The sequence below is a fragment of the Flavobacterium limnosediminis JC2902 genome (genome assembly GCF_000498535.1).
Lineage (GTDB): Bacteria > Bacteroidota > Bacteroidia > Flavobacteriales > Flavobacteriaceae > Flavobacterium > Flavobacterium limnosediminis.
In genome coordinates this window covers 232,073-256,538 of sequence record NZ_AVGG01000019.1, presented here as the reverse complement: position 1 = coordinate 256,538, position 24,466 = coordinate 232,073, and the positions used below count along the sequence as shown (strand labels likewise).

Genomic DNA, 24,466 nt, shown 5'->3' with positions numbered 1-24,466 from the left:
TATTTTTATTAAACTAAGTTCACGCGTTTACCCTGCCTAAAAAGAAACGTTTCGGCAATTTTTATCTGAATAGGAATTCCTGAAGTACAGGTCTTTTTAAGGGATATAAAAAATCCCCGAGATACCATTGTAAATCGGGGATTGTTATTTTGAGAAGTAACGGTTAACCTTTTAGCCAGGCTTCTTTTAATTTGGATTTGTTGTTGTCTGTTGACTGATATCCTTCTACTTCATCCATAGGAAGTGTGATTTTTCCTTTAAGGATTTGTTCTTTACCGGCACGTTTAATTTTTACACTTATGGCATCGCCTTCTTTCCAGCCTGAACTCAGCATGATTAAATCGTAGATATTATCCAGATTGTAGTTGGTGTCATTGATCGCCAAAAGTGTATCATCGTTTTTAATTCCAAGAGAGGTCATGAACTTGTTCAGCTCGATTTCAGGAAGAATTTTGATTTCTTTTGTCGTCGGATCTACCGTGATGTAAGGCGTGGACTGATCTTTAAGAAAAGGATTTCCCGCTTTTTTAACCTTTGCATTGGTTACGCCCATTTTGGCAAAATACTGATCGTAAGGAATCGGTGTTTCTCCAGCCACATATGTTTTCAGAAATTCGCCCACGGCCGGATACGTCAAAGAGGTTATTTTTGTGAACAATTCGTTATCGTTGAAAGGTTTTTTGCTTCCGTATTCCGATGATAAAGCGTGCATCAGATCCAGGATCCCTTTTTCACCGTTGCTGCTTTCTCTCATTTGGATGTCGATACACATGGCAATTAAGGCCCCTTTTAAATAGACATTGTAATAAGAATCTTTGTAGTCTTTTTCCAAAATGTTTTTACTCATAACGGTAAACGGCATCTTTTCGTTGAAACTTTTTGACTGATCGATTTTTTCTGCCATTCTGTTGTAGAAATCTTCTTCCGAAATCAAGCCCTGATTCACCTGGAAAAGATTCGCAAAGTATTCCGTAACTCCTTCATACATCCATAAATGCTCCGACATTTCCGGTTTGTTGAAATCGAAATACTGGATTTCTTTTGAATGCACTGTTAATGGTGTTACGATATGGAAGAATTCATGGGAAACCACGTCTTTCAGTTGTTCCAGTAATGCGGCTTTCGGCATCATTTCCGGCATCACAACGGTTGTGGAAGTGGTGTGTTCCAATGCTCCGAAGCCTTTTGCATCGGCTTTTTTCATATCAGACAGGTATAGTAAAACGCTGTATTTTTTAGTGGCATTTACCGGGCCTAAGAATTTCTTCTGTGCACGCATCATGGTTTCCATGGCGGGAGTGATATCGGCTGCCTTATAGGTTCCGTTTGGAGAATATACGCTGATTAAAATTTCCATGTCATCTACTTTGAACGTGGTGTAATCCGGTTTGGAATACATAATCGGATGATCTACCAATTCGGCATAACGAGGCGTGGTGAACACATCTTTATCAGCACTTGCATCGGTGTCAGTTAACGAAGTCGCTCCCCATAAATTTGCAGGATGTGAAATGGTAACCTTATATGGTAATTCCGATTTTCCTTCGAAATAGCCCACAAAACCGTGTGTGTTCAGCATGAAGTTTTCACCTGCGGCAATATTGGTTCCTGCCGGCGAGAATACATCTTTACCGCCCATTCCGCCTGAGGTTTCCGTATCGAAAGAATCGTTTACCAGATACGTTACTTTGCTGATTTTCTTTGCATCTGAAATGGTCCATGAGTTTTCATCCGCTTTTGTAACAGTCAAAGGATTTCCTTTCGCATCAAATGCTTTTACGTCTTCGATGAATCTTCCGTAATTGTCTGCGGAATAGGTTCCGGGAACTGTTTTAGGGATGTGGAACGTTACTGTTTCAGTAGTGAAAGCAGGTGGGGTGATGGTTACCATCACTTTATCGTCGACTACGTTTACCAGGTCAATAGCAACGTTTACGTCGTTTATTGTGGGAGTGCTCTGTGCCGTTTTACAGCTTATTAGCACTGTGGCCAATGCCAGGGAGCAAATGATTTTTTTCATGGTTTGTTTTTTTGATGTATAAATAAGTAGTCAAGTTGTTTTTTTTGTTACAAAATTGGCGAAATAAAAAATCTCCTGCCGAGCAGGAGATTTATGTTTAATCCATTTTATTTTTAAAATAGTACTTGCTGTCTAAGTCGTCGTCCTCAAGCTCGTTGAATTTCTGAGGTTTTGGTTTTGGTTTACTGGCGGTCACCTTTTTTTTCCAAAGTTCGAAATTGTCTTTTGACAATTTTTTTCGCATCAGTTCAGTAACGTCATTTTCTGAAATCCCAAATTCTTCTTTTATTACTTCAAAAGGTTTTTTTTCCTCTTGCGCCATGGTAACAAGACGATCTAATGTCTCGTTGTCCATTTCTGAAATTTTACTTTTTTTCATCAGATGAAAAATTAATACAATAAAAAGGTTTACTATGTTTAAAAATCAATACTCAATATTACTAAAAAAAAGGATTTGGAAATAACAGGATGTTATTTTTTTTGATTTTTTAAAAATCCCGCTGATATGAGCGTCAGTTTTGCATTTTGTATTATAAAACGGTTCGAAACGTAAGGTTTATTCTTTGGTTTATCGGTTTAGCGGTTTTTGGAATCTGATGCTTCCAATAGTGCTGGGTAGTGCCTTTCATTAGCAGCAGGCTTCCGTTATCCAATGTAATATTTTGCTTCAGGTCTTTTATGGTATTGTGTTTTAACTGAAAGACCCGTTTTTCACCAAAACTTACCGAGGCAATTATGGGGTTTTGGCCCAGTTCTTTTTCGTTGTCGGCATGCCAACCATTGCTGTCTCTGCCGTCGCGGTATAAATTGAGTAAGACCGAAGAGAAAGTATGTCCGGTTGTTACTTCCACTTTTGATTTGATTTTAATTAAAAGTTCATTCCAAGAGTGTGGCTGCATGGTGATATTGGAATAGGAATAAGGTTTGCCTTCATTGCCGAAGAAGGCGGTCAGTCTCGGCTGTTGGTATGTTTTTCCGAAAACGGTAATGTCGTCCTGCTGCCACTGGATATCGGTGAGCAGTTGTCGGAACAAAGCGTTTGCCTCGTTTTCCGTAAAGAAATTTGGGTAATACTCGATTTTAGCATCGGGTAAATCGAAAACCATTTTATCGGTTGGGAACAGGTTCATTTTTCAAAATTAATAAAAGGAATGGGAGTATCACTTTTTTTGTTTTTTATGAGAATCAAGGGTTGAAATAAATTACTTAGATCCATCATGTTAGGTCTGACAGTTTTTTAAAAACTATTAGGTCTGTTTTTAGAATCAAAAAGTTACAGATTCAATCCTTGATTAGCATTTTTTATATTGAAGTTTTAAGCCACTTCACTGTTCGGTAACAGATTTTTATACAAAAATCCTGTTTTGAGTAAAAATCAGAAGAGCTATTGATTTTTTTTAAAATTCACATTCATAATAATAATAGCTGTGATAATAAGCATAATTCCGATCCATTGCGTAAGGAGTACGGTTTCATTCAAAATGAAATAAGCCATCATTACGGAAACAGGCAATTCCAATGACGAAACGATGCTGCCCAGGCCAATTCCCGTATCCGGAAATCCTGCATTCATCAGCATTGGTGGTATGATAGTTCCGAAAAGGGCCAATACGATTCCCCATTTCATAAAGATGTCGAAGTTAAACGGAGTTGTTTGTGTGGCTATTGCGAATCCGAAAACGATGACAGCACCACCTAAAAGCATGTACAGGCTGCGTTGTGCCGATGAAATTCCGATGGCAATCCGGTTGGCCGTAAACATGGTGGTGGTGAATGAGGCAGCGGCTAACATTCCCCACATGATACCGCGCCAATCAAGTTGTATATCGGTGTCTGTTAAGTTTGTAGCCAAAACAGTTCCGATTAAAACAATAAAGACAGAAGCCGTTTTCTGAAGTGACGGCGCTTTTCTGTCGAGTATCCATTCCAACAGAACACCCATCCAAACGGTTTGCATCAATAACACAATACCAATGGAAACCGGAATGTGTTTTACGGCAAGATAGTAGAAAACGCTGGTCATTCCCAACGAAGTTCCGGCCAACATCAGATGAAAAATATTTCGCCTGGAGGCATTGATAACGGTGTTTCCTTTTTTTACTTTCTGAAAGGAATTGATAAGTAAAATGCCGATGATTCCCAATATGAACTGGGAAGAAGTTACTTCGGCCGTGGTGTAATTTTCCTGATAGGCTAATTTTACGAAGGTGGCCAGCATACCATAACTTGTGGCGCCTAAACCTACCAGAAAAACTCCTTTTAGTACTTTATTTCCAAACATGATTTCAAATTTTAGAAGCCGGCAAATATAGGCTATTTCCTTCGGGCTGCAAGAGGTGTTTCTTAAACAGTTGTTTTATGTTTGAGTTAAGTTTAAATTGTGAGTAATTTTTTTATTGGTTGTACCTGTAATCTGGGTTTTATTGTTGATTTCGCTACAAATCGTGATTTTACATAACTCTTTTTGATAATTCGTGAATTCGTGGCTTTAAAAATTGTTTTTTAGCCACGAATTCACGAATTAAATCAAAATAAAAGGATAAGTTGTTGGTATTCAAAAGTTTATTAATCGAATTCGTGTTTATACTAAAATACTCAAAAATTTGTTATTGTAATGTTGTCTGACTTCATAACCGCACTACCATGAAACGCTGTGTTTTACTGATTTTTTTGTTGGCTGTCTGTTGTAATAATTCGAATACGGAAAAAAAGAATTATGCCGATTATCATGTAAATGCCAAAAAGTACTGTAAAGGTAACGGATTCAACGACCACTATTATTTTTTGCTTGATCTCAGTCTCCATTCCGGTAAAAACCGTTTTTTTGTTTACGATTTCAATACAGGTGAAATCATTGATCAGAATCTGGTAACGCACGGTTCCTGTGATGTTTTTGAAACCAATCTTACGAAATACACTAAGGCAAAATTTGATGTTACAACCGACAGTCATTGTTCGATGAAAGGAAAATATAAGATTGGAAAAAGGGATTACAGTTCCTGGGGAATTAACGTAAAATATTGGCTGGAAGGGTTGGAAGTGTCCAATAAAAGCGCCGTGGAAAGAGTTGTTGTCCTCCATTCCTGGGAAAAGGTTGCCAATACGGAAATATTCCCGGATTACAGTCCGCTTAGTTGGGGATGCCCGGCGGTTTCGAATGCTTTTATGGAGAAACTGGATAAGAAGCTGAAAGCATCGGATAAACCTGTTTTGTTGTGGATAATCGAATAAAAAAACCTGCAAGTTCTCCTTATGGGTTTTATGTTAGTTGTTTCTGATTCGTGAAGTTTTTAAATCATCGTGCATTTACTTTAAAAGTTCGTTGATTTTATCTTTTAAAACTTCAAATTCTTCGGTAGAAAAACCAACTGAAGAATAAACAACAATTCCATTTTGATCAATTAAATAATTTCGAGGGATATATTTTGTTGCAAACGAAGTATAAATGATTTTTTCTTTGTCCGGATACATTGGTAAAGTAATTTTTTTCGCATTTGAAAATTTACTTATTTCTTCTGCATTATGGCCTCGTCCAAAACTCAATAAAGCAAAGTTTTTATTTTCTTTTAATAATTCCCAAATATCTTTTTGAAGATAAGGCATTTCCTGTACGCAAGGACCACACCATGTAGCGAAAAAATTAATCAGAACGACTTTTCCTTTCAAATCGGACATGCTGATTTTTTTTCCTGTCCCGTCTGTAAATGAAAAATCAGGAACAGATTGTCCGTCTTTAATATTACTGCTTTGCTTATAATCGGATTGGTCCTGCCCGTAGATGATGCAGAAAAATAAAAGAAATTTGATAAGGATTAATCTTTTCATTTTAGCGATTTTTATCCAAATGTAATAAAAAACCCGCAAATTTATTGCGGGTCTGTTTTTTTATTTGATCAATTCGAAACTACGTTTCACAAAAGCGGTTAAATCTTCGCCTTTCAGTAAGCCTTGCGACAGTTTTGCCAGGTCCAACGCTTGTTTTACCAAACCTTCCTGAGTGGTTTTGTCTTTTTCGTTTAAGATGGACGTTGCCAAATCCGAATTGGTATTCACCACCAGATTGTACATTTCCGGGAAGTTACCCATGCCAAACATGCCGCCACCGCCTGAGGACTGACTCATTTCTTTCATACGACGCATGAATTCCGGCTGCGTAATCATGAACGGTGCCGCCTGGCTGTCCATTGCTTCCAGTTGAACCGTATAAGTGGCTGTTGGTACAATGCTTTCCAAAGTTGTTTTCAGGCTTTCTTTTTCTTCATCGGATAATTTGGAAATCTGATTGTCATCTTTCTTGATTAAATTATCGATATGATCTGAATCCACACGAACAAATTGCAGGTTTTCATTATCGGATTCCAATTTCTGAATCAGATGCGAAACAATTGGCGAGTCCAATAAAAGTACTTCATATCCTTTGGCTTCAGCGGCTTCAACATAACTGTGTTGTGCGTCATTGTTGGAAGCATACAACACGATTAACTTGCCGTCTTTGTCGGTTTGTTTTTCTTTTATGGCTTCTTTCAGTTCGTCTAAAGTGTAGTAATTTTTACTTACCGTAGGATACAATACGAAAGCACCTGCTTTTTCGTAGAATTTAGGTTCCGATAACATTCCGTATTCCAAAACGATTTTGATATCGTTCCATTTTTTCTCGAAATCTTCGCGGTTTTCCGTAAATAAAGATTTCAGTTTGTCGGCTACCTTACGGGTGATGTAATTGGATATTTTCTTAACGGCACCGTCAGCCTGTAAGTACGAACGGGATACGTTCAGCGGAATATCCGGAGAATCAATCACTCCTTTTAACATCGTAAGGAATTCCGGTACGATACCTTCTACATTGTCGGTAACAAATACCTGATTCTGGTACAATTGGATTTTGTCTTTCTGAATCTGTAAATCGGCCGACATTTTCGGAAAATACAAAATTCCGGTCAGGTTAAATGGATAGTCGACATTAAGGTGAATATTGAATAAAGGCTCTTCGAATTGCATCGGATACAACTCACGGTAGAAGTTTTTATAGTCTTCATCCGTTAATTCAGTAGGTTGCTTCGTCCAGGCCGGGGAAGGGTTGTTGATGATGTTCTCCACCTCAATCTCTTCCATTTTTTCTTCTTCGCCTACACCATAAGCTTTTTGCTCTTTTCGGGTTCCGAATTTAATCGGCACCGGCATGAACTTGTTGTATTTGGTTAACAGTTCACGGATTTTGAAATCTTCCAGGAATTCCAGTGAATCTTCTGCGATATGAAGGATGATTTCGGTTCCTCTGGTTGTTTTATCTGCCGTTTCTAATGTGAATTCCGGACTACCGTCGCAGATCCAGTGTGCAGCAGGTTCGTCTTTATACGATTTTGTTATGATTTCCACTTTTTCAGCCACCATAAAAGCCGAGTAGAACCCTAAACCGAAATGACCGATGATGCCACTGTCTTTAGCGGAATCTTTGTATTTCTCCAGAAACTCTTCCGCTCCGGAAAAAGCCACCTGATTGATGTATTTTTCCACTTCATCGGCAGTCATACCAAGCCCCTGATCGATAATGTGTAGTTTTTTACCTTCCTTATCGATTTTAACTTCAATAATTGGATTTCCATATTCTACGGAAGTCTCTCCGATACTGGTTAAATGCTTTAATTTTAAAGTGGCGTCCGTAGCATTTGAAACTAATTCGCGAAGAAAAATCTCGTGGTCGCTGTACAAAAACTTTTTGATTAACGGAAAGATGTTTTCAACCGATACATTAATTTTTCCTGTTGTCATAGATATGTTATGTTTTAAATTATTTCCGGGTCTGATTTTACAAATAACATACCATTGCAAAGTATATGTCAAAATGACACTCACAGATTTTAAGAAAATTACTCTGTTTTAAGTTTTTTTTGTAATTTTAGGTGCAATATAAAAACAAGGAAATATGAAAAAAATAGGTCTTTTGGTTTGTTTTTTAGCGTTGGCAATCAGTTGTAAATCAGGGAGCAGTGCTGCTGCCAAGCCTGCAACGGCGAGTGCGTCCAATGCTGTTAAACTGGATACTAAATCTGAAAAAAATCTGAACGGCAGCTGGAAAATTGTGCGTGCCGACTTTCCGGGAAGCGGTTATTTTAAGGTGAATGCTTTTGGAGTAGCCGATCCGAAGTGTTTTGAAGGCAGTGCATGGACCTTCGTTCAAAACAATAATACCGGCACCGTTACCTTAAACCAGTCAGGTTGTCCTGCTTTTACTTCGGCTATGAAATGGCAGGTGAGCAAAGAGGGGCAATTCGGGATAAAGTTTGTTGGGGAAGGCACAAAGGCCAAAAACCAGACACAAGGATATTATCTGAAATTCCAGAATGCAACGGAGAATACTTTTGAGTTGGTGGACGTTATCGATGTTGGCGGACAAAAGAAAAATGTGACCTATTATTTCCAGAGATCTTAATTAAAAAACAATTATTATGAAAACATATAAAATTTACGCATTGGCTTTGCTGCTTGTTGTCAGTACTTTATTTACAGGCTGTAAGTCTGCCAGTAACACTCAGAAAGGTGCCGCTTATGGTGCTGTGGGAGGTGCTCTTTTAGGTGCCGGAATTGGCGCGTTGGCGGGAGGTAAAAACAGTGCTGCCTGGGGTGCTGCCATTGGAGCTGCCGTAGGAGGCGGTACCGGGGCGATTATCGGTAATAAGATGGACAAACAGGCCCGTGCCATAGACGAAGCGCTGCCTAGTGCAGATGTGGAAAGGGTTGGAGAGGCCATTCACATCACTTTGAAAGAAGACGCTATCCGTTTTGCTACCAATAAATCATCTCTTACACCTCAGGCGCAGGCTAATCTGGATAAGTTAATCCCTGTTTTTAAGGAATATAACGAAACCAATATCAATATTTACGGGTTTACCGATAATGTTGGTAAAGCCGACTATAATTTGGCGCTATCAGAAAGAAGAGCGGAAGAAGTTAAAAAGTATCTGATTTCAAAAGGTTTGGCTCCGGGAAGATTTATTACCAAGGGTATGGGTATGGAACAGCCGATTGCTTCCAACGATACCAAAGAAGGACAAAGTCAGAACCGACGCGTGGAATTTGCCATTACGGCGAATGAAAAAATGATTCAGGAAGCTAAAAAAGAAGCGGGGAATTAATTTGTATTCCTTATTTAGCACATAAAATCCCGATTCGTTCCTACCGTCTGGACACAAATATTTAAATAAAATTTTAGCCACGAATTCACTAATTTGTACAAACTAATTAGTGAATTCGTGGCTAAGTTTTTTAATAAGAATATGAAATCAGTGCAAATCTTTTCAATCTGCATCATCTGTACACTATTTTTTAGAGATGTGTCCAGACAGTAGAATTCGTTCTGGATTTTTTTATGTTGACAGATTTGCGGATTGGGTTCTAGTGGCCTCAAAAACGGTTAAAACTAAGGGTCTTAGTATATTTCGCATGACTCAGGATACTATTTTGCATTTAGGTTTTCGTGTACAGCCTTGGCGGTTTGAGTTTCTATAAATTTTAAGCCACGGATAACACCTATTACACAGATTAATCAGCGCTAATCCTTAAATCGGTGGTAAAAAAATATAAGAGTGATTTAGTTGAAAAAATGCCGTCAATAAATTCAAATATAGTTTAATAGGCGTTAAATTTGCCGGCTCTAATGACAAACAATGCTACAGGTTAAGACTATTTCCTTCGGATATACAGAAAAGAAAATTATTCACAATATTGGTTTTACCATTCCCAAAGGTAAAAACGTGGCGGTTTTGGGTGAAAGCGGGTGCGGAAAAAGTACATTACTGAAACTGATTTACGGTTTGTATGATCTGGATGAAGGTCATATTTTCTGGGACGATGCGGAAGTATTGGGGCCGAAATATAATTTGGTGCCTGGAATGCCGTTCATGAAATATCTGGCGCAGGATTTTGATCTGATGCCTTACATTACGGTTGCCGAAAATGTGGGTAAGTTTCTGTCCAATTTTTATCCTGAAGAAAAAAAACATCGGATTCAGGAACTGCTGGAAATCGTGGAGATGGCCGAATTTGCCGATGTGAAAGCGAAATATTTAAGTGGCGGACAGCAGCAACGAGTGGCTTTGGCCCGGGTTTTGGCCTTAGAGCCGGAAGTTTTGCTGTTGGATGAGCCTTTCAGTCATATTGATAATTTCAGAAAAAATGCCCTGCGAAGAAATTTATTCGCCTATCTGAAATCCAGGGGAATTACCGTTATTATCGCTACGCATGACAGTGTTGATGCACTTTCTTTTGCAGATGAAACCATTGTTTTGAGAAACGGAAAAGTGATTGAAAAAGGAAATTCTGCGACAATTTATAACAACCCCATAAACAAATATGTGGCTTCTCTTTTTGGAGAGGTTAATGAGTTGCAACTCTCACAACTTATAGAGACAGACGATGCTGATGAAACTGTGTTGCTGTATCCGCACCAGCTAAAGGTGGTGGAAAACGGTCTTTTGAAGGTAACCGTAAGACAATGTTATTTTAAAGGAAGTCATTACCTGATTAAAGCGGTTTTTGACCGGAAGGTGATTTTCTTCGAGCACGATACTGAACTGGAAATTAATTCTTCGGTTACTTTAATGATCAGCTAAACAAGGCAAAACGGGATTTACTTTTAAAAAATAAAGACTGTCATTCCGGTTTCGTTTTATAAGGAAATCGGAATGACAGCCAATTCAGATGGTATCTTTGATTATTAATTAGTTTTCAAATATTTTTCCAAAAACTGATCCTGTTCCCACAACAGGTGGAAAATATTTTCTTTAGCCGCATAACCATGTGATTCTTTTGGTAAAATTACCATTCTCGCTGGTGCGCCCAATCCTTTCAGTGCCTGGAAATAGCGTTCTGTCTGTAAAGTAAAAGTACCCGGATTGTTATCGGCTTCACCATGCACTAATAATAACGGTGTTTTCATTTTTTCGGCGGTCATAAACGGTGACATTCCGTTGTAGATGCTTGATGCTTCCCAGTAGTTTCGTTGCTCGCTTTGGAATCCGAAAGGTGTTAAAGTTCGGTTGTATGCACCGCTGCGGGCAATTCCGCAGGCAAATAAATTGGAATGTGTTAATAAATTGGCGGTCATGAAAGCACCATAGGAATGTCCGCCCACAGCCACTTTTTTACGATTGATGTATCCCAAATTATCCACGGCGTCAATGGCAGCTTCTCCGTTGGCCACTAATTGTGTGATGAACGTATCGTTAGGTTCTGTTTTTCCTTCTCCGATAATCGGGAACGAAGCATCGTCAAGCACCGCATAGCCTTTGGTTACCCAATAAACGAAAGAACCATAGTTAGGAAATGTGAATTCGTTCGGGTTCTGGCTGGATTGTCCGGCCGAATTCTTGTCTTTAAATTCGGTAGGGTAAGCCCAGATCAACAGCGGAAGTTTTTCCTTTTTCGCTTTTCGGTCATAATTAGCCGGAAGGTACAATGTTCCTGTTAATTCCACACCGTCTTTACGTTTGTATTTGATTACTTCTTTGTATACGTTTTTAATACTCTCGAACGGATTCTTAAATGCTGTTATCGGTGTGATTTTGTCTTTCGCTTTGATATCACGGAAGTAGAAATTCGGGAATTCCGTTGGTGACTGAATCTGAACCAAAACCAATCCTTTTTTATAATCTTCAATCGATTTAATATCTTCTTTTTTATTTTTGAATGCCGATTGGTACAAACGTTTCGACTTCAGCGTTTTGGTATTGAATTCATCGATAAACGGAAACTGACCGTCTTTGGTGAATCCGTCTCCAATTAAGTACGCCGTGTCTCCTTCCAAAGCCAAAACCTGTCGGCCATAAACATTCTTTTTGGTTTCAAATTTTCCTGGGTCGGAGTAAATGTCCTGCGAATTTCTGTCGGAGATCACCTTTGGTGCTTCTGCCGGATTGAACGGATTGATTAAATAGGTTTTTGTATTTCGGGTGTCGTACCAACTGTCGTATACCACTGCAATTTTATCGTTCCCCCACGTAATTCCTGAATAACGTTGCTGTGTTTTTGCCAATGAAGCAGGTGCCGAAGTGAACGGCGCGCTCCACAGGAAAACTTCATCCCTGAAATCCACTTTATTGGCAGGATCACCACCGTCTAAAGCCTCAGCATAACACAATGTTGCCGGAGTGTCGTTTCTCCAGCTCATGTTTCTTTTTCCCTGACGAACGGCCATGAAACCTTTGGGCATGATTTCGTTCAGCGGTACCTCATTCACCACTTTGATTTCGTTTCCGGATTTGTCATACACTACGGTTTTCTGCGGAAAGCGGCTTAATGGGACGGTGTAGGAAAACGGCTTCTGTATGGTTGAAATCATTATGTAATTGCCGTCAGGAGAAAAACTTTCCCCTGAATACATATCGGCTTTTTTGAATAATTCGGCCTTTCCGTTTAAATCGATTTTGTATAATTCTGAGGTTACCAATGTTTCAAAATTGGTTTCATCGGTTTTGTTTTTCAGTAAGTCCTGAAAGGTTCGGTTCTGCGATGCTTTTCCTTCGCTGTTGGAAGTTATTGGTCCTGTGGCCAGTTCTTTTCTGATATCAATTAAAGTCGGACGATTGGCTGCCATCATTTTTACCAAAAGACTTTGTCCGTCGCGGTACCAGTTTATCGGATCCCCCATGTTGGCATTCAGATTGTCGGAAGTGAGTTTGGTCGCTTTCGCAGATGCAATATCCAGAATCCAAAGTTCGACTCCTGAATTTGTGGTGTGTGTGAACGCAATTTTCTTCTCGTCCGGTGACCAGGAAAGATTGGTGATTTTAGCGTTTTCAGGAAGTCCGGTCACCTGAATTTCATTCTTGTCTTTTATGCGGCGCACTTTCAGGTTGCTGATATAAGTAACCGTGCTGGAAATATTGGTTGTAGGATTGATTCTTAAACCACCCAATCGCATTTCCTCCTGATTCAGATCGTCCAGATTTTTGTAGGTATTGCGATAAGATAACAGCATCCATTCTTTTTTGGTGTCCATGTTTACCGATGGTGCTCTTTCGTATTCCGCCAAAGCTAAAATTTCCTTGGATGGCTTCTGATAGGTGAGGTTTTCCTGCGCGAACAACGGAGTGTTCAACAATAAGAAAAATACGGATTTATAGAACAGTTTCATAAAAAGTGGTTAGTTTAATGAATTTAAAGCCACTAAAGTACTATAACCTGATGAAAAAAAGATAAAAACAGTAATAAAAATGAAGGATTTGTCAGGTATATACTCTTTACATCGAAAAAATTGAAGCCGAATACGCATTCCGGTTTCAATTATGATTAAATTTACAACTCTATTTGTAATAAAAGTATAATGAAATACCACTCAAAAATTTCGGGATTAGGTTATTATGTCCCCGATAATATAGTTACCAACGACGATTTGTCCAAGAAAATGGATACGAACGATGAATGGATTCAGGAGCGTACCGGAATTCAGGAGCGTCGTCACATCATAAGAGGAGAAGATACAACGACTTCGATGGGCGTAAAGGCCGCTAAAATTGCGATTGAACGTTCCGGGGTCTCCAAAGAAGATATTGACTTTGTAATTTTTGCGACTTTAAGTCCGGATTACTATTTTCCGGGTCCAGGAGTTTTGGTGCAACGTGATTTGGGATTGAAAACTGTTGGCGCGCTTGACGTGAGAAATCAGTGTTCCGGGTTTGTGTATGCGGTTTCGGTGGCCGATCAGTTCATCAAAACCGGAATGTATAAAAATATTCTGGTAATCGGCTCTGAAGTACATTCCACAGGATTAGACATGACCACAAGAGGTCGCGGGGTATCGGTAATTTTCGGAGACGGAGCCGGAGCAGCGGTTTTGAGCCGTACGGAAGAGGAAGGAAAAGGAATTTTATCGACGCATCTGCATTCGGAGGGACAACACGCCGAAGAATTGGCATTGCAGGCTCCGGGTATGGGAAAACGATGGGTAACCGATATTATCGCCGACAACGATCCGAACGATGAAAGTTACTATCCGTATATGAACGGACAATTCGTATTCAAGAATGCTGTGGTTCGTTTCAGTGAAGTGATTAACGAAGGTTTAGAGACGAACAATCTGCAGGTTTCGGATATCAATATGCTGATTCCGCACCAAGCCAATCTGAGAATTTCACAGTTTATTCAGCAGAAATTCAAATTAACGGACGATCAGGTTTATAATAACATTCAGAAATACGGTAACACGACGGCTGCATCCATTCCGATCGCTTTAACTGAAGCCTGGGAAAAAGGAAAGATTAAAGAAGGCGATTTGGTTGTTCTGGCTGCCTTCGGAAGTGGGTTTACGTGGGGAAGTGTTATTATTCGATGGTAATTTTACTTTTGTGTTAAATCAGTGATTTTTGTTTGTTCTTTTTTGAAATTTATTTATAACTTTAAGAGGTTAATCATAAATAATAAGACAAATGGCAAAAAGAGCAGTTGTATTCAACGAAGGTCAGGCAAGATTATTTGAGAATAAATACCTGGAGATGCTCACCAAGGGCAATCCTATACTGATATGGAGTATGTATATTCCGATATTGGCTTATCTGATTTTCAGAGCCAACACGGTTTACGGTTTGTCGGGTTTGCTGATATGCGGACTTTTTGTAGGCGGAATGCTGTATTGGACTTTTTTTGAATATTTAGCACACCGCTATTTGTTTCACATGGTAAGCGAGAATATCCGAATGAAAAAAGTGGCCTATGTAATGCACGGCAATCATCATGAGTATCCAAAGGACAAGACTCGTTTGTTTATGCCGCCGGTTCCGAGTCTGATTCTGTCTTCCGTTTTATTCGGATTGCATTATCTTCTTTTGTGGGATTACAATTGGGCTTTTTTTCCTGGATTCATGTTCGGTTATCTGCTTTATGCTTCCATGCATTATGCTATTCATGCCATTGAACCGCCATTTGAATTTATGCGACCTTTATGGCGCAACCATCAGATGCATCATTACAGAAATGAGCATTTGGGATATGGAGTCAGTAATACTTTTTGGGATAAGATTTTCGGAACCACTTTTGATCTGCGCAAGCACAAAGAGGACAAAGAAAAAGCAGATGCCCTGAAATTTGATAAATAACAATTAAAAAAACCGGAGTTGACATTCTCCGGTTTTTTTTTGGGGTAATATAAAATTGAAAAACTAAAAAAAACTCATTTTTAGAACATTCCGCCGCCCTGAGTTTCGTTGGCATCACGTTGTTTGCGTTGTAAGGCTCTGTTTTTTCCGCCTCCAAACATATAGTTGAATCCAAAGTAGAACGTTTGGTTTTCCCAGTAGAACGCACCGTATTGTCTGTAAGGGATGTTTCCGTCGAAAGCAAAATGCATGGTGTCGAAAATATCGTTGTAGCGTGCAGTGAACGTTCCTTTTCCTTTCATTACATTGTAAGTCAGACCAAGATCGGCTTTGTACATGGCTTCACGTTTAAATTGTAAACTTAAATCTTCCCCTCTGTACATTCCGAACAATTGGAAACGAAGATCTTTCGTAGCTGTGAACGTGTTGTTCATACGGGCATTGAAAGTAGTCACATCAGCCTCTGCGTTTTCCAGTTCACTTGTAATTGCGTTTTGAACGGTACCCTTAACCGTTTTAAAATACGCATCGGCACTTACATTGGCAGCCCACCATTTTGTGAATTTCAGGTTAGCCGAAGCTTCTACTCCGTATGCATTGTTGTCGTCGAAATTGTCGTAAGAAAGAATTTTTCTGTCGATATTGTTTGGGTCGTTATAAACCACACGGGAAATCTCATTATTGATTCTTCTGTAAAATACTCCGGAAGTAATCGAACCCATTTTGGTGTTTCGGGTGTAATTTACTTCAATAGAGTTGGTGAATTGCGGTTCCAGTGTTGGGTTTCCTTTTGATTCCATCAATGGTGTAGTCCATTCCCTGATTGGGCTTAACTGTCCGATACTCGGGCGGTCCACACGTCTGGAATAGTTAAAGTTAAACGAGTTTTTTTCGTCGACCATATAATTTACAAACGCAGATGGATATACGGTGAAAATATCATCGGTTACGGTATCGTCCTGAGTTTCTGTTGAAGTTTGGGGAACCAGATTCGATTGGAAACTGTTGTCAATTCGGTGGAAATCACCATTGATTTCATAATATTCCACTCTTAGTCCGATTTGCGAACTCCATTTGGCATTCCATTGTTTGCTGAAATTGGAATAGACCGCATGAATGTTTCTGTCGAATGTAAAATCGTAGTTAGAATCTTTGGAGAACGTATATGGTGTAATGTATTCATTTCCGTCTTCCGTAGAAACGAAATCGCTTTCAGTTGTTTGAATTCGGCTTTCCGCGCCCAATTCCAATTTCAGTGATTCCGATATCGGGTTAACGTAGTCAATATTAAACTGGGCATAATCCGTAACGCCATCAATCAGGTTTAATGCTGTTGATTCTTTGAATAAAGGACCATTGGTTATGGTTTCAGTATTGTCGTAATCGGTATCCTCGTTGTTTTTGGTTTTCGAATAGTTGGCCTGGAACTCTATGTTTTCCCCTTTTTTGGCAAAATCGTGTTTGAAGGCCAAATCGTAAGTGTGGGTTTTGTTTTCGTTTTCGTTGTCGAAATGCTGATACGTGTCGTTATTGGCTGCGTCGAAATAATTTACCGTCGTTTGTCCGTATCCATCGGTATGAGCGATATTCTGATTGGTGTAAAAGGACAACGTATTTTTATCGTTGATGTAATAGTCCATACCCAATTTTAAAACATGGGAATTGCCCAGATTTCTGAATTCGAAATTCTGTAAATTTTCCTGTCCCGGATTGGCACTGTTTACCCAACCGTGATTCGCATTGATACCGTGATTATACCCGTAATTCGAGTAGAAATTCACTTTTCCGACTCTGTAATTCAGGTTTAATGCCGTATTGGTTTTCGGTGTTTCACCAAAAGTAACTCCGGCATTAATGGAACCGTTAAAACCGTCGTTAGAGTTTTTGTGCAGAATGATATTAATGATACCGCTCATCCCCTCCGGATTGTATTTTGCGGAAGGACTGGTAATCAATTCGATTTGTTTGATGGAGGAAGACGGAATCTGTTGCAATAACTGGGAAGCTTCTATGTTTGATGGTTTTCCGTCAATCAAAACACGAACATTGGTGTTGCCTCTAAGACTCAATTCTTTAGTTTGAGGGTCGATGCTGACCGTCGGGATGTTGTTCATTATTTCGGAAGCCGTTGTTCCCGAGGCGATTAAGTCTTTCCCAACATTCACGACTTTTCGGTCGATTTTCTGTACGATGTTGGACCGCTCGGCTACAATATTTACGCCTTCCAGCTGCGTAGCTTCGGCTTCGATAGCGATAGTGCCGAAATTTATCGACTTGTCAGCGTTTGTTAATGTGAATGCTTTTGTAAGGGTTTTATAGCCAATGAATTGCACTTCTAAAGTATAACTTTTTAATTCCAGATTCGGAATGTTGAAGTTTCCGCTTTCCTGAGTGATGGCTCCGGTTATTACTTTTTCGCCTTCTTTTACCGAAACCGATGCATAACCAATCGGTTCTTTAGTGGCTTTGTCGATTATTTTTCCCGAAACGCTTCCAATGGCAGCGGAAGGTGCTTGTGCAAATGTTGTGCTGATAACGCTTAGGAAGCAAATTATAAGTAATTTGAGTTTCATGCTTTTGATTTTTTTCCGCTGCGCTCCAAACGGTACGGCTGCGCCTCGGTTGATTGATGATTAATTGATGATTATTTGATTATTATTGGTCATTGAAATGTGTTTTACTACTGCCGATGTGCTTCCGCAGATTACGAGTAATAGACTCGGAAAGTGTTATTTTGTTACACCTATTTCTGAAAAAAATACAGAATTGTAAATATTAATCGGTAAAGTGTTGGATTTCAACGTTGAAATTTGTGAAATTCAAATTTTCAAATTCTGCAATTAAACGTATCTTTGCACCCTTAAAAATTCAAAGATTATGATGCTTCAACAAATTCTTACGGAAAAAATCCAGAAAGCGGTTCAGGACATATTTGATGTGACACTCGAAAAAGTGGAATTTCAGGCGACCCGCAGGGAGTTTGAAGGCGACATAACCGTGGTAATTTTTCCGCTGTTAAAGCTGGTGAAAAGCAATCCGGTGGAATTGGGAAACAAAATAGGTGATTATCTGGTACAAAATGTGTCGGAAGTAGCCCGTTTTAACGTGGTTTCCGGATTTTTAAACATCGTGATTGCCGACACGTATTACCTGAATTTTTTCAATCAGATAAAAAATATATCAAACTACGGTTTTGTGACTCCGAAAGAGGATGCCAAAGCGGTTATGGTGGAGTTTGCATCACCAAATACGAACAAACCACTGCATTTGGGTCACGTAAGAAACATTCTTTTGGGATCTTCCGTAGCCGAAATCATCAAAGCTTCGGGTAAGAAAGTATACAAAACACAAATTATCAACGACCGTGGAATCCACATTTGTAAGTCTATGTTGGCCTGGCAGAAATTCGGAAACGGAGAAACACCACAAACATCGGGTTTGAAAGGCGATAAATTGGTCGGGAAATACTATGTGGAATTCGATAAAGCTTATAAAGGCGAAATTACTGCGCTAATGGCAGAAGGTAAATCGGAAGAAGAAGCGAAAAAACAGGCTCCGATGATTCTGGAAGCACAGCAGATGCTTTTGGACTGGGAAGCAGGAAAACCGGAAGTGGTTTCACTTTGGAAAACCATGAACCAATGGGTGTACGACGGTTTTGCCGTGACCTATAAAGATCTAGGTGTGGATTTCGATTCGTACTATTATGAAAGCAATACCTATTTATTAGGAAAAGAAGTGGTGCAGTTCGGATTGGAAAAAGGTATTTTCGAAAAAGATCCGGACGGTTCGGTTTGGATTGATTTAACCGAGGATGGTTTAGATAGAAAAATCGTATTACGTTCTGACGGTACAGCCGTTTACATGACACAGGATATCGGAACCGCGATTCAGCGTGTGAAAGACAATCCGGATGTGGGCGGAATGGTGTATACGGTTGGTAACGAACAGGATTATCACTTTAAAGTACTGTTCTTAATTCTGAAAAAATTAGGGTTTGACTGGGCAGAAAGTTTGTATCACCTGTCTTATGGAATGGTGGAATTGCCGTCCGGGAAAATGAAATCCCGTGAAGGAACCGTTGTAGATGCCGATGATTTGATCGAAGAAATGGTAGTAACCTCACGAGAAATATCCGAAGAATTAGGAAAATTGGAAGGTTATACTGAAGAAGAAAAAGCCGAATTGTACAAGACGATCGGATTAGGTGCCTTAAAATATTACATGCTTAAGGTAGATCCAAGAAAAGGAATGATGTTCAATCCGGAAGAGTCGGTTGATTTTGCTGGTAACACAGGGCCTTTCATACAGTATACTTATGCGCGTATTCAATCGATCTTAAGAAAAGCCGATTTCGATCTGAATACCAACGTGACAGTGGAAATCCACGAAAAAGAAAAAGAACTACTGAAACAAATTGAGGAATTCCCAATCGTAATTCAGGATGCGGCGAAAAACCACAGTCCGGCGTTAATTGCGAATTACAGTTATGATTTGGTGAGAGAATACAATTCGTTTTATCAGGCTGTTTCCATTTTAGGTGAAGAAGACCAGGCGAAGAAAATCTTCCGAGTACAATTATCTAAAAAAGTGGGTGAAGTGATTAAATCGGCATTTGCTTTGTTGGGAATCAATGTGCCGGAGAGAATGTAAAAAATAAAAGTGACTAGGGAAAAGAGAAAAGGGAAAAGGGAGAAGAGAATTACCACGGACAAGTTTTTGACTATTCCCTTATCCCTTTTGACTTTTCACTCATAAATATAAAATGAATCAAAATAAATCATACTTTGTTCAATCGTTTACAATTTTTGCTGTTTCCATAGCGGCATTCCTTGTTTTTAAATCGGTTTTACCAAAGAAACTTTTTTCGGAAAGTACGGTCGATTCCAAAAATGTGGTAATTGACAGTTTGCTTTTGGAAGCTTTGGAAGAGGATAAAAATGCAACGGATGGCGACACGCTTTCCAATCAGCCGATTTCTTTTACCGCAGTAGACGGCATCACGTTTCCGGATGAGAAATACGAGGATTACAAAGGATTTCAGCATTTGGTTCAGTTTTACGAAAAGCTGTTTCAATTAGAAACCAAACACGAAGGAAATGTCCGTATAGCGTATTTCGGTGATTCCATGACCGACGGTGATATGATTGTTCAGGATTTTCGATCGAATTTTCAGAACAAGTTCGGAGGTCAGGGCGTAGGTTTCGTGAACATCACTTCGGAATCGGCGGCTTCACGTAATTCCATCAAACACGAATTTTCAGGTAACTGGAAAACCCAATCCTATCTGAACGTTAAAAAACCGCGCAGTCCTTTCGGGGTGAACGGTCATGTGTTTTTTGCGAATGATACTGCGAATGTCGAGTGGGTAAAATACAAAGCCAGTAAACTTCAGCATTTATCCGAATTATACAATCCGACTCTTTTCTACGGGAAATCAAATAATAAAAGTGGGAAAGTTGCCTTTAAAGTGGGTAATGATACCATTTACAAGAAGCTTTCGCCAAATAAACTGGTGAATACGCTGGTTGTCGGAAACACAACAAAAAGTTTAAAACTGGATTTCATTAATGCCGATTCCATTCCGGTTTATGGGATGAATTTCGACGACGGAAAAGGGGTGCATGTGGATAATTTCTCGAACAGGGGGAATTCAGGCTTACCGATTTCTACCTTCAATGCCCAAGTAATGCGTCAGTTTCATGAAAAACTGGGATATGATTTGATTGTTCTTCATTACGGAACCAACGTGTTGAATTACGGTTCGTTAAATTACACCTGGTACGAAAAACGCATGAAAAGAGTAGTGGATCATTTGAAAGAATGTTTCCCGGGTGTTGCGATTTTGGTTGTTTCCACTGCGGATAAGGCGACGAAATACGATATGGAAATGAAAACGGATTCGGCTGTGGTTCCGTTGACAAAAGCGCAGAAAAAATACGCCATTCAGGCACAAGCCGGTTACGTGAATTTGTACACACTGATGGGAGGCGACGGGGCTATTGTGAAATGGGTGGAAGAAGTTCCGGCTGCCGCCAATAAAGATTACACGCATTTTAATTACCGCGGTGCCAAGAAAATTTCAGGCATGATTTACGATCAGGTTTATAGTGGTTATGAGCAATTCAAACGTTTGCGTGCCAACAGAAAACAAGCAAAACCTGTAGTGAAAATTGACAGCGTAAGCATTAAAACCGACAGCGTTCATGTGGAATAAACTTTTCATAGTCTTCTTCGGACTGCTGTTTTCGGCAACACTTACAGCTCAGGTGGTCGATTCTACCCTGGTAGAAGTCGATACGCTGGGAATGGAGGAAAAAGTGAGCTACGGCGAAAATGCCATTTCCAACACCAAAGCCTTAGAAAAGTTTTTCGAGAAGTTATATGTGCTGGAAACCGCCAAAACCGGTAAAGTGCGCGTGGTTCATATCGGGGATTCCCATATTCAGGCCGATTTGTTTACGGGGGTTATCCGAAAAAATCTTCAGGATAAATTCGGAAACGGTGGTTTGGGATTTTCCTTTCCGCACAATTTAGCAAGAACCAACGGCAATTATTTCATGAAATATTCTTCCAATGCCGATTGGAATACGCATAAAATAACGAAAGAAAAAAGCAACAGTCCGGTTGGTCTTAGCGGTATTTCTTTGTCGACCAGAAGCAAAGGGTTTGCAATAGAAGTTAATGTTAGGGACAACAATTATCAGTTTAACACCCTGAAAATAGTCACGCCTGATAATGCTTCAATGTTTGACGTGGCCACGAGTTCGAAAACGATAGCATTGGAGTCGAATGTGCCCAAGAAAATCGTGCACAAAATCAAAGACGGGGAAGCAATTTCCATCATAGCCGACAAATACAATGTTTCCGTATCGCAGTTAAAAAAAGCTAACGGGCTGAAATCAGATAAAATCCGTGCCGGAAAAACGCTGAAAATCCCAACGAACGAAATGCAGAAAAAAAGCGTTAAACGTTCCGAGTTTATTCCGCTTCCGCTGACTGAAGATACCAATTCGCATTCTTTTTATTCGGAAACGCTGATGGATAAGATTTACCTGATTCCGAACAAAAGTGCTTCGAATTTTGCCTTAAATGGATTGGTTTTTGAAAATAATACGCCCGGGATCACCTACAGCGCCATTGGTGTAAACGGCGCCAAAGCCTCCGATTACAACAAATATCCGCAATTTTTCAATCAGGTTCCCGCCTTGGAAGCGGATCTGATAATCGTTTCTTTGGGAACTAACGAGACTTTCGATAAAATGCCGGTTCAGGATTATATGAGCCAGCTGAATACCTTCATCGCCAATATCAAAGTTAAGAATCCGAATGCGGAAATTTTGGTGATGTCCACACCACCCTCACTACTGTACCGTCGTTCGCTGAACCGTTTTGCCGATGATTACGCACGTGCTGTCAATACGCAGGCCGCAACGGTAAATCACGCTTCATGGGATTTGTTTGCCATTATGGGCGGCATGTATGGGGTGAACCGAAATTACCGTCAGGGCTTGATGTCGGGGGATAAGGTACATTACACAAAGACGGGGTATGAAAAACAGGGAGCGCTTTTCAGTCAGGCACTGTTGGACGCTTACGAGAATTTTAAAGCAATAAAGAAGAAATAATATGCAGGATTGGTTTACCCAAAATATTGCCTCACTTTTTACATCCATTAACGCAGAAACGGTTCAGAATTGGTTTGTTTACAATCCGAAAGAACCTATTTTGTTCAATACCGGTCTTTTTTTAGGACTGTTTTTGGTTTTTTACAGTATTTACATCGCACTTAAAAATACGTTTTACCCACGATTGGTATACGTGATTTTGTTTTCCTTATTTTTTTATTACAAGTCGAGTGGGATTTTCTTTTTGTTGTTATTGGGTTCTTCTATAGTCGATTATAATCTCGGAAATCTGGTGCATCGTACCCAAAGCGTACTGAATAAGAAATTGTGTCTGGCGTTCAGTGTGGTTCTGAATTTGGGTTTTTTGGGTTATTTCAAGTATACAAATTTTGTGATTGACACCTATAATCTGGCTACAGACGGTCATTTCGAATTTCAGAAAATCATTCTTCCTGTCGGGATTTCGTTCTATACGTTTCAGTCGATAAGTTATATCATTGAGATTTACCGCAAGGAGATTGAACCGACAAAAAACTACGTGGATTACCTGTTTTTCGTGTCGTTCTTCCCGCAGTTAGTGGCCGGTCCGATCGTGCGTGCGAAAGATTTCCTGCCGCAGATTTATCAGAAATTAAACGTTACCAAAGACGATATTAACCGCGCCTTTTTATTGATTATTGGCGGATTGATTAAGAAAACGGTCATCTCCGATTATATTTCCATCAACTTTGTGGATCGTGTTTTTGATGCGCCTTCCGCTTATACGGCTTTTGAGAATCTGATGGCGTCATACGGCTATGCGATTCAGATTTATTGCGATTTCTCGGGTTATTCGGATATGGCTATCGGAGTTGCCTTATTGCTTGGATTTAAATTGCCGACGAACTTCAGAACACCATATCAATCGGCTTCGATAACCGAATTCTGGAGAAGATGGCATATTTCATTGTCAACCTGGTTAAAAGACTTTTTATATATTTCAGTAGGTGGTAACCGTTACGGAACTTTTGCCGGATTCTTGTTTCCTGCTTTGTTTTTCTTCGGATTGATTTTATGGGGAATCACGTATGCGCCCACAAGCAATATTCCGTTGATAGTAGCCGTTTCTGCGACCTCCCTTTTTGCATTGACCTTTTTATTGTCGAAAGAAAAAGAGCGTACCATGTTTACCAATGTCAACCTGATGACCACGATGTTATTGGGCGGATTATGGCACGGTGCGAGTTTGCGTTTCATTATTTGGGGCGCTTTGCACGGAATGGGATTAGCGGTTCATAAAATTATTCTGGAATTTTTCCCTTCCCGAAAAGACGGAAAACAATCGTTTTTGGGCTATGTCTGGCTGGTGATTTCGGTCCTGATTACCTTTCATTTTGTAACGTTTTGTTGGATTTTCTTCCGCGCCAAAGATTTTACAATAGCGTTGGAACTGATAAACAACATCGGAAAAGTTACTTTCGATTGGGAACAGTGGAAAATTGTAGCGCAAGGTTATAAAAATGTATTCCTGCTTATGGCGATTGGATTTGCTTGGCATTACCTTCCTGAAAAATGGGTAGAGCAAATGCAAAACGTTTTCAAAGCCCTGCCGGTTATTCTGAAAGCCGTACTTTTAGGATTGGTGTATTGGTTGGTTTATGCCACGGCATCTGCTGGTCCGCAGCCCTTTATTTATTTCCAGTTTTAAATTTTAAGAAAATAATAAGTATTCAAAAACTTTCATGATTCAA

Annotated in this window: 18 protein-coding genes; 10 read left to right on the top strand and 8 right to left on the bottom strand. The window is 39.7% G+C overall.

All coding sequences use genetic code 11. The features are described from left to right. Positions 1 to 163: 163 nt before the first annotated feature. The 4 genes from FLJC2902T_RS14020 to FLJC2902T_RS14005 all read right to left on the bottom strand — a co-directional run bounded on the left by FLJC2902T_RS14020 (position 164) and on the right by FLJC2902T_RS14005 (position 4,301). The gene (locus FLJC2902T_RS14020; RefSeq protein ID WP_023580471.1) at positions 164 to 2,020 is read right to left on the bottom strand and encodes a M61 family metallopeptidase; all 1,857 of its coding nucleotides are present in this window, start codon (positions 2,018 to 2,020) and stop codon (positions 164 to 166) included. Between the two features lie 97 nt (positions 2,021 to 2,117). Beyond that, positions 2,118 to 2,399: a TIGR03643 family protein gene (locus FLJC2902T_RS14015; protein WP_023580470.1), complete on the bottom strand. Its 282-nt coding sequence runs from the start codon at positions 2,397 to 2,399 to the stop codon at positions 2,118 to 2,120. A gap of 151 nt (positions 2,400 to 2,550) precedes the next feature. Beyond that, a complete protein-coding gene (locus FLJC2902T_RS14010) occupies positions 2,551 to 3,150 on the bottom strand; it encodes an alpha-ketoglutarate-dependent dioxygenase AlkB family protein (protein ID WP_023580469.1) in 600 nt (199 codons plus the stop codon). A gap of 254 nt (positions 3,151 to 3,404) precedes the next feature. Continuing rightward, positions 3,405 to 4,301, bottom strand: coding sequence for an EamA family transporter (locus FLJC2902T_RS14005; protein WP_023580468.1), 897 nt, complete (start codon positions 4,299 to 4,301; stop codon positions 3,405 to 3,407). A 362-nt stretch (positions 4,302 to 4,663) separates the two neighbouring features. On the opposite strand from FLJC2902T_RS14005, the gene FLJC2902T_RS14000 reads away from it, so the two are divergent. Continuing rightward, the gene (locus FLJC2902T_RS14000; protein WP_023580467.1) at positions 4,664 to 5,251 is read left to right on the top strand and encodes a murein L,D-transpeptidase catalytic domain-containing protein; all 588 of its coding nucleotides are present in this window, start codon (positions 4,664 to 4,666) and stop codon (positions 5,249 to 5,251) included. Positions 5,252 to 5,326: 75 nt separating this feature from the next. On the opposite strand, the gene FLJC2902T_RS13995 is transcribed toward FLJC2902T_RS14000, so the two are convergent. After that, positions 5,327 to 5,845: a TlpA family protein disulfide reductase gene (locus FLJC2902T_RS13995; RefSeq protein WP_023580466.1), complete on the bottom strand. Its 519-nt coding sequence runs from the start codon at positions 5,843 to 5,845 to the stop codon at positions 5,327 to 5,329. Positions 5,846 to 5,905: 60 nt separating this feature from the next. Beyond that, the gene (htpG, locus tag FLJC2902T_RS13990; protein ID WP_023580465.1) at positions 5,906 to 7,789 is read right to left on the bottom strand and encodes a molecular chaperone HtpG; all 1,884 of its coding nucleotides are present in this window, start codon (positions 7,787 to 7,789) and stop codon (positions 5,906 to 5,908) included. Between the two features lie 154 nt (positions 7,790 to 7,943). Between htpG and FLJC2902T_RS13985 the strand changes: the two genes are divergently transcribed. The 3 genes from FLJC2902T_RS13985 (at position 7,944) to FLJC2902T_RS13975 (ending at position 10,629) form a co-directional block, all read left to right on the top strand. After that, on the top strand, positions 7,944 to 8,450 hold the full coding sequence (locus FLJC2902T_RS13985) for a lipocalin family protein (protein ID WP_023580464.1): 507 nt from the start codon (positions 7,944 to 7,946) through the stop codon (positions 8,448 to 8,450). Positions 8,451 to 8,466: 16 nt separating this feature from the next. After that, positions 8,467 to 9,153, top strand: coding sequence for an OmpA family protein (locus tag FLJC2902T_RS13980; RefSeq protein WP_023580463.1), 687 nt, complete (start codon positions 8,467 to 8,469; stop codon positions 9,151 to 9,153). A gap of 531 nt (positions 9,154 to 9,684) precedes the next feature. Then, entirely contained in the window at positions 9,685 to 10,629 is a 945-nt protein-coding gene (locus FLJC2902T_RS13975; RefSeq protein ID WP_023580462.1) for an ABC transporter ATP-binding protein, read from the top strand. Between the two features lie 104 nt (positions 10,630 to 10,733). Here the strand turns inward: FLJC2902T_RS13975 and FLJC2902T_RS13970 are convergent, their stop codons facing one another. Further along, positions 10,734 to 13,151 (bottom strand): S9 family peptidase, encoded by a 2,418-nt coding sequence (locus FLJC2902T_RS13970; RefSeq protein ID WP_023580461.1) that lies wholly within the window; start codon positions 13,149 to 13,151, stop codon positions 10,734 to 10,736. A 189-nt stretch (positions 13,152 to 13,340) separates the two neighbouring features. On the opposite strand from FLJC2902T_RS13970, the gene FLJC2902T_RS13965 reads away from it, so the two are divergent. Both FLJC2902T_RS13965 and FLJC2902T_RS13960 read left to right on the top strand, forming a co-directional pair. Further along, positions 13,341 to 14,351, top strand: a complete 1,011-nt coding sequence (locus FLJC2902T_RS13965) for a 3-oxoacyl-ACP synthase III family protein (protein ID WP_023580459.1) — start codon at positions 13,341 to 13,343, stop codon at positions 14,349 to 14,351. Between the two features lie 91 nt (positions 14,352 to 14,442). After that, on the top strand, positions 14,443 to 15,108 hold the full coding sequence (locus FLJC2902T_RS13960) for a sterol desaturase family protein (RefSeq protein WP_023580458.1): 666 nt from the start codon (positions 14,443 to 14,445) through the stop codon (positions 15,106 to 15,108). Between the two features lie 80 nt (positions 15,109 to 15,188). On the opposite strand, the gene FLJC2902T_RS13955 is transcribed toward FLJC2902T_RS13960, so the two are convergent. Further along, positions 15,189 to 17,681: a TonB-dependent receptor domain-containing protein gene (locus FLJC2902T_RS13955; protein ID WP_023580457.1), complete on the bottom strand. Its 2,493-nt coding sequence runs from the start codon at positions 17,679 to 17,681 to the stop codon at positions 15,189 to 15,191. A 304-nt stretch (positions 17,682 to 17,985) separates the two neighbouring features. Between FLJC2902T_RS13955 and argS the strand changes: the two genes are divergently transcribed. The 4 genes from argS to FLJC2902T_RS13935 all read left to right on the top strand — a co-directional run bounded on the left by argS (position 17,986) and on the right by FLJC2902T_RS13935 (position 24,423). Next, positions 17,986 to 19,761, top strand: a complete 1,776-nt coding sequence (gene argS / locus FLJC2902T_RS13950) for an arginine--tRNA ligase (protein WP_023580456.1) — start codon at positions 17,986 to 17,988, stop codon at positions 19,759 to 19,761. Between the two features lie 112 nt (positions 19,762 to 19,873). After that, complete coding sequence (locus FLJC2902T_RS13945) at positions 19,874 to 21,325, top strand: GDSL-type esterase/lipase family protein (protein ID WP_023580455.1); 1,452 nt, start codon at positions 19,874 to 19,876, stop codon at positions 21,323 to 21,325. Next, a complete protein-coding gene (locus FLJC2902T_RS13940; protein WP_035678834.1) occupies positions 21,315 to 22,736 on the top strand; it encodes a GDSL-type esterase/lipase family protein in 1,422 nt (473 codons plus the stop codon). The genes FLJC2902T_RS13945 and FLJC2902T_RS13940 overlap by 11 nt, the downstream gene beginning before the upstream one ends. A 1-nt stretch (position 22,737) precedes the next feature. After that, positions 22,738 to 24,423: an MBOAT family O-acyltransferase gene (locus tag FLJC2902T_RS13935; protein ID WP_023580453.1), complete on the top strand. Its 1,686-nt coding sequence runs from the start codon at positions 22,738 to 22,740 to the stop codon at positions 24,421 to 24,423. The last annotated feature ends 43 nt before the right edge of the window (positions 24,424 to 24,466 follow it).

Excerpts from the sequence above, each read along its gene's own strand:
- FLJC2902T_RS14015 (WP_023580470.1), bottom strand. The coding sequence starts at position 2,399 with ATGAAAAAAAGTAAAATTTCAGAAATGGACAACGAGACATTAGATCGT.
- FLJC2902T_RS13935 (WP_023580453.1), top strand. The coding sequence starts at position 22,738 with ATGCAGGATTGGTTTACCCAAAATATTGCCTCACTTTTTACATCCATT.
- argS (WP_023580456.1), top strand. The coding sequence starts at position 17,986 with ATGATGCTTCAACAAATTCTTACGGAAAAAATCCAGAAAGCGGTTCAG.
- FLJC2902T_RS13980 (WP_023580463.1), top strand. The coding sequence starts at position 8,467 with ATGAAAACATATAAAATTTACGCATTGGCTTTGCTGCTTGTTGTCAGT.
- FLJC2902T_RS14005 (WP_023580468.1), bottom strand. The coding sequence starts at position 4,301 with ATGTTTGGAAATAAAGTACTAAAAGGAGTTTTTCTGGTAGGTTTAGGC.
- FLJC2902T_RS13945 (WP_023580455.1), top strand. The coding sequence starts at position 19,874 with ATGAATCAAAATAAATCATACTTTGTTCAATCGTTTACAATTTTTGCT.
- FLJC2902T_RS14020 (WP_023580471.1), bottom strand. The coding sequence starts at position 2,020 with ATGAAAAAAATCATTTGCTCCCTGGCATTGGCCACAGTGCTAATAAGC.
- FLJC2902T_RS13970 (WP_023580461.1), bottom strand. The coding sequence starts at position 13,151 with ATGAAACTGTTCTATAAATCCGTATTTTTCTTATTGTTGAACACTCCG.
- FLJC2902T_RS14000 (WP_023580467.1), top strand. The coding sequence starts at position 4,664 with ATGAAACGCTGTGTTTTACTGATTTTTTTGTTGGCTGTCTGTTGTAAT.
- htpG (WP_023580465.1), bottom strand. The coding sequence starts at position 7,789 with ATGACAACAGGAAAAATTAATGTATCGGTTGAAAACATCTTTCCGTTA.
- FLJC2902T_RS13995 (WP_023580466.1), bottom strand. The coding sequence starts at position 5,845 with ATGAAAAGATTAATCCTTATCAAATTTCTTTTATTTTTCTGCATCATC.
- FLJC2902T_RS13955 (WP_023580457.1), bottom strand. The coding sequence starts at position 17,681 with ATGAAACTCAAATTACTTATAATTTGCTTCCTAAGCGTTATCAGCACA.
- FLJC2902T_RS13965 (WP_023580459.1), top strand. The coding sequence starts at position 13,341 with ATGAAATACCACTCAAAAATTTCGGGATTAGGTTATTATGTCCCCGAT.
- FLJC2902T_RS13940 (WP_035678834.1), top strand. The coding sequence starts at position 21,315 with ATGTGGAATAAACTTTTCATAGTCTTCTTCGGACTGCTGTTTTCGGCA.
- FLJC2902T_RS13975 (WP_023580462.1), top strand. The coding sequence starts at position 9,685 with ATGCTACAGGTTAAGACTATTTCCTTCGGATATACAGAAAAGAAAATT.
- FLJC2902T_RS13960 (WP_023580458.1), top strand. The coding sequence starts at position 14,443 with ATGGCAAAAAGAGCAGTTGTATTCAACGAAGGTCAGGCAAGATTATTT.
- FLJC2902T_RS14010 (WP_023580469.1), bottom strand. The coding sequence starts at position 3,150 with ATGAACCTGTTCCCAACCGATAAAATGGTTTTCGATTTACCCGATGCT.
- FLJC2902T_RS13985 (WP_023580464.1), top strand. The coding sequence starts at position 7,944 with ATGAAAAAAATAGGTCTTTTGGTTTGTTTTTTAGCGTTGGCAATCAGT.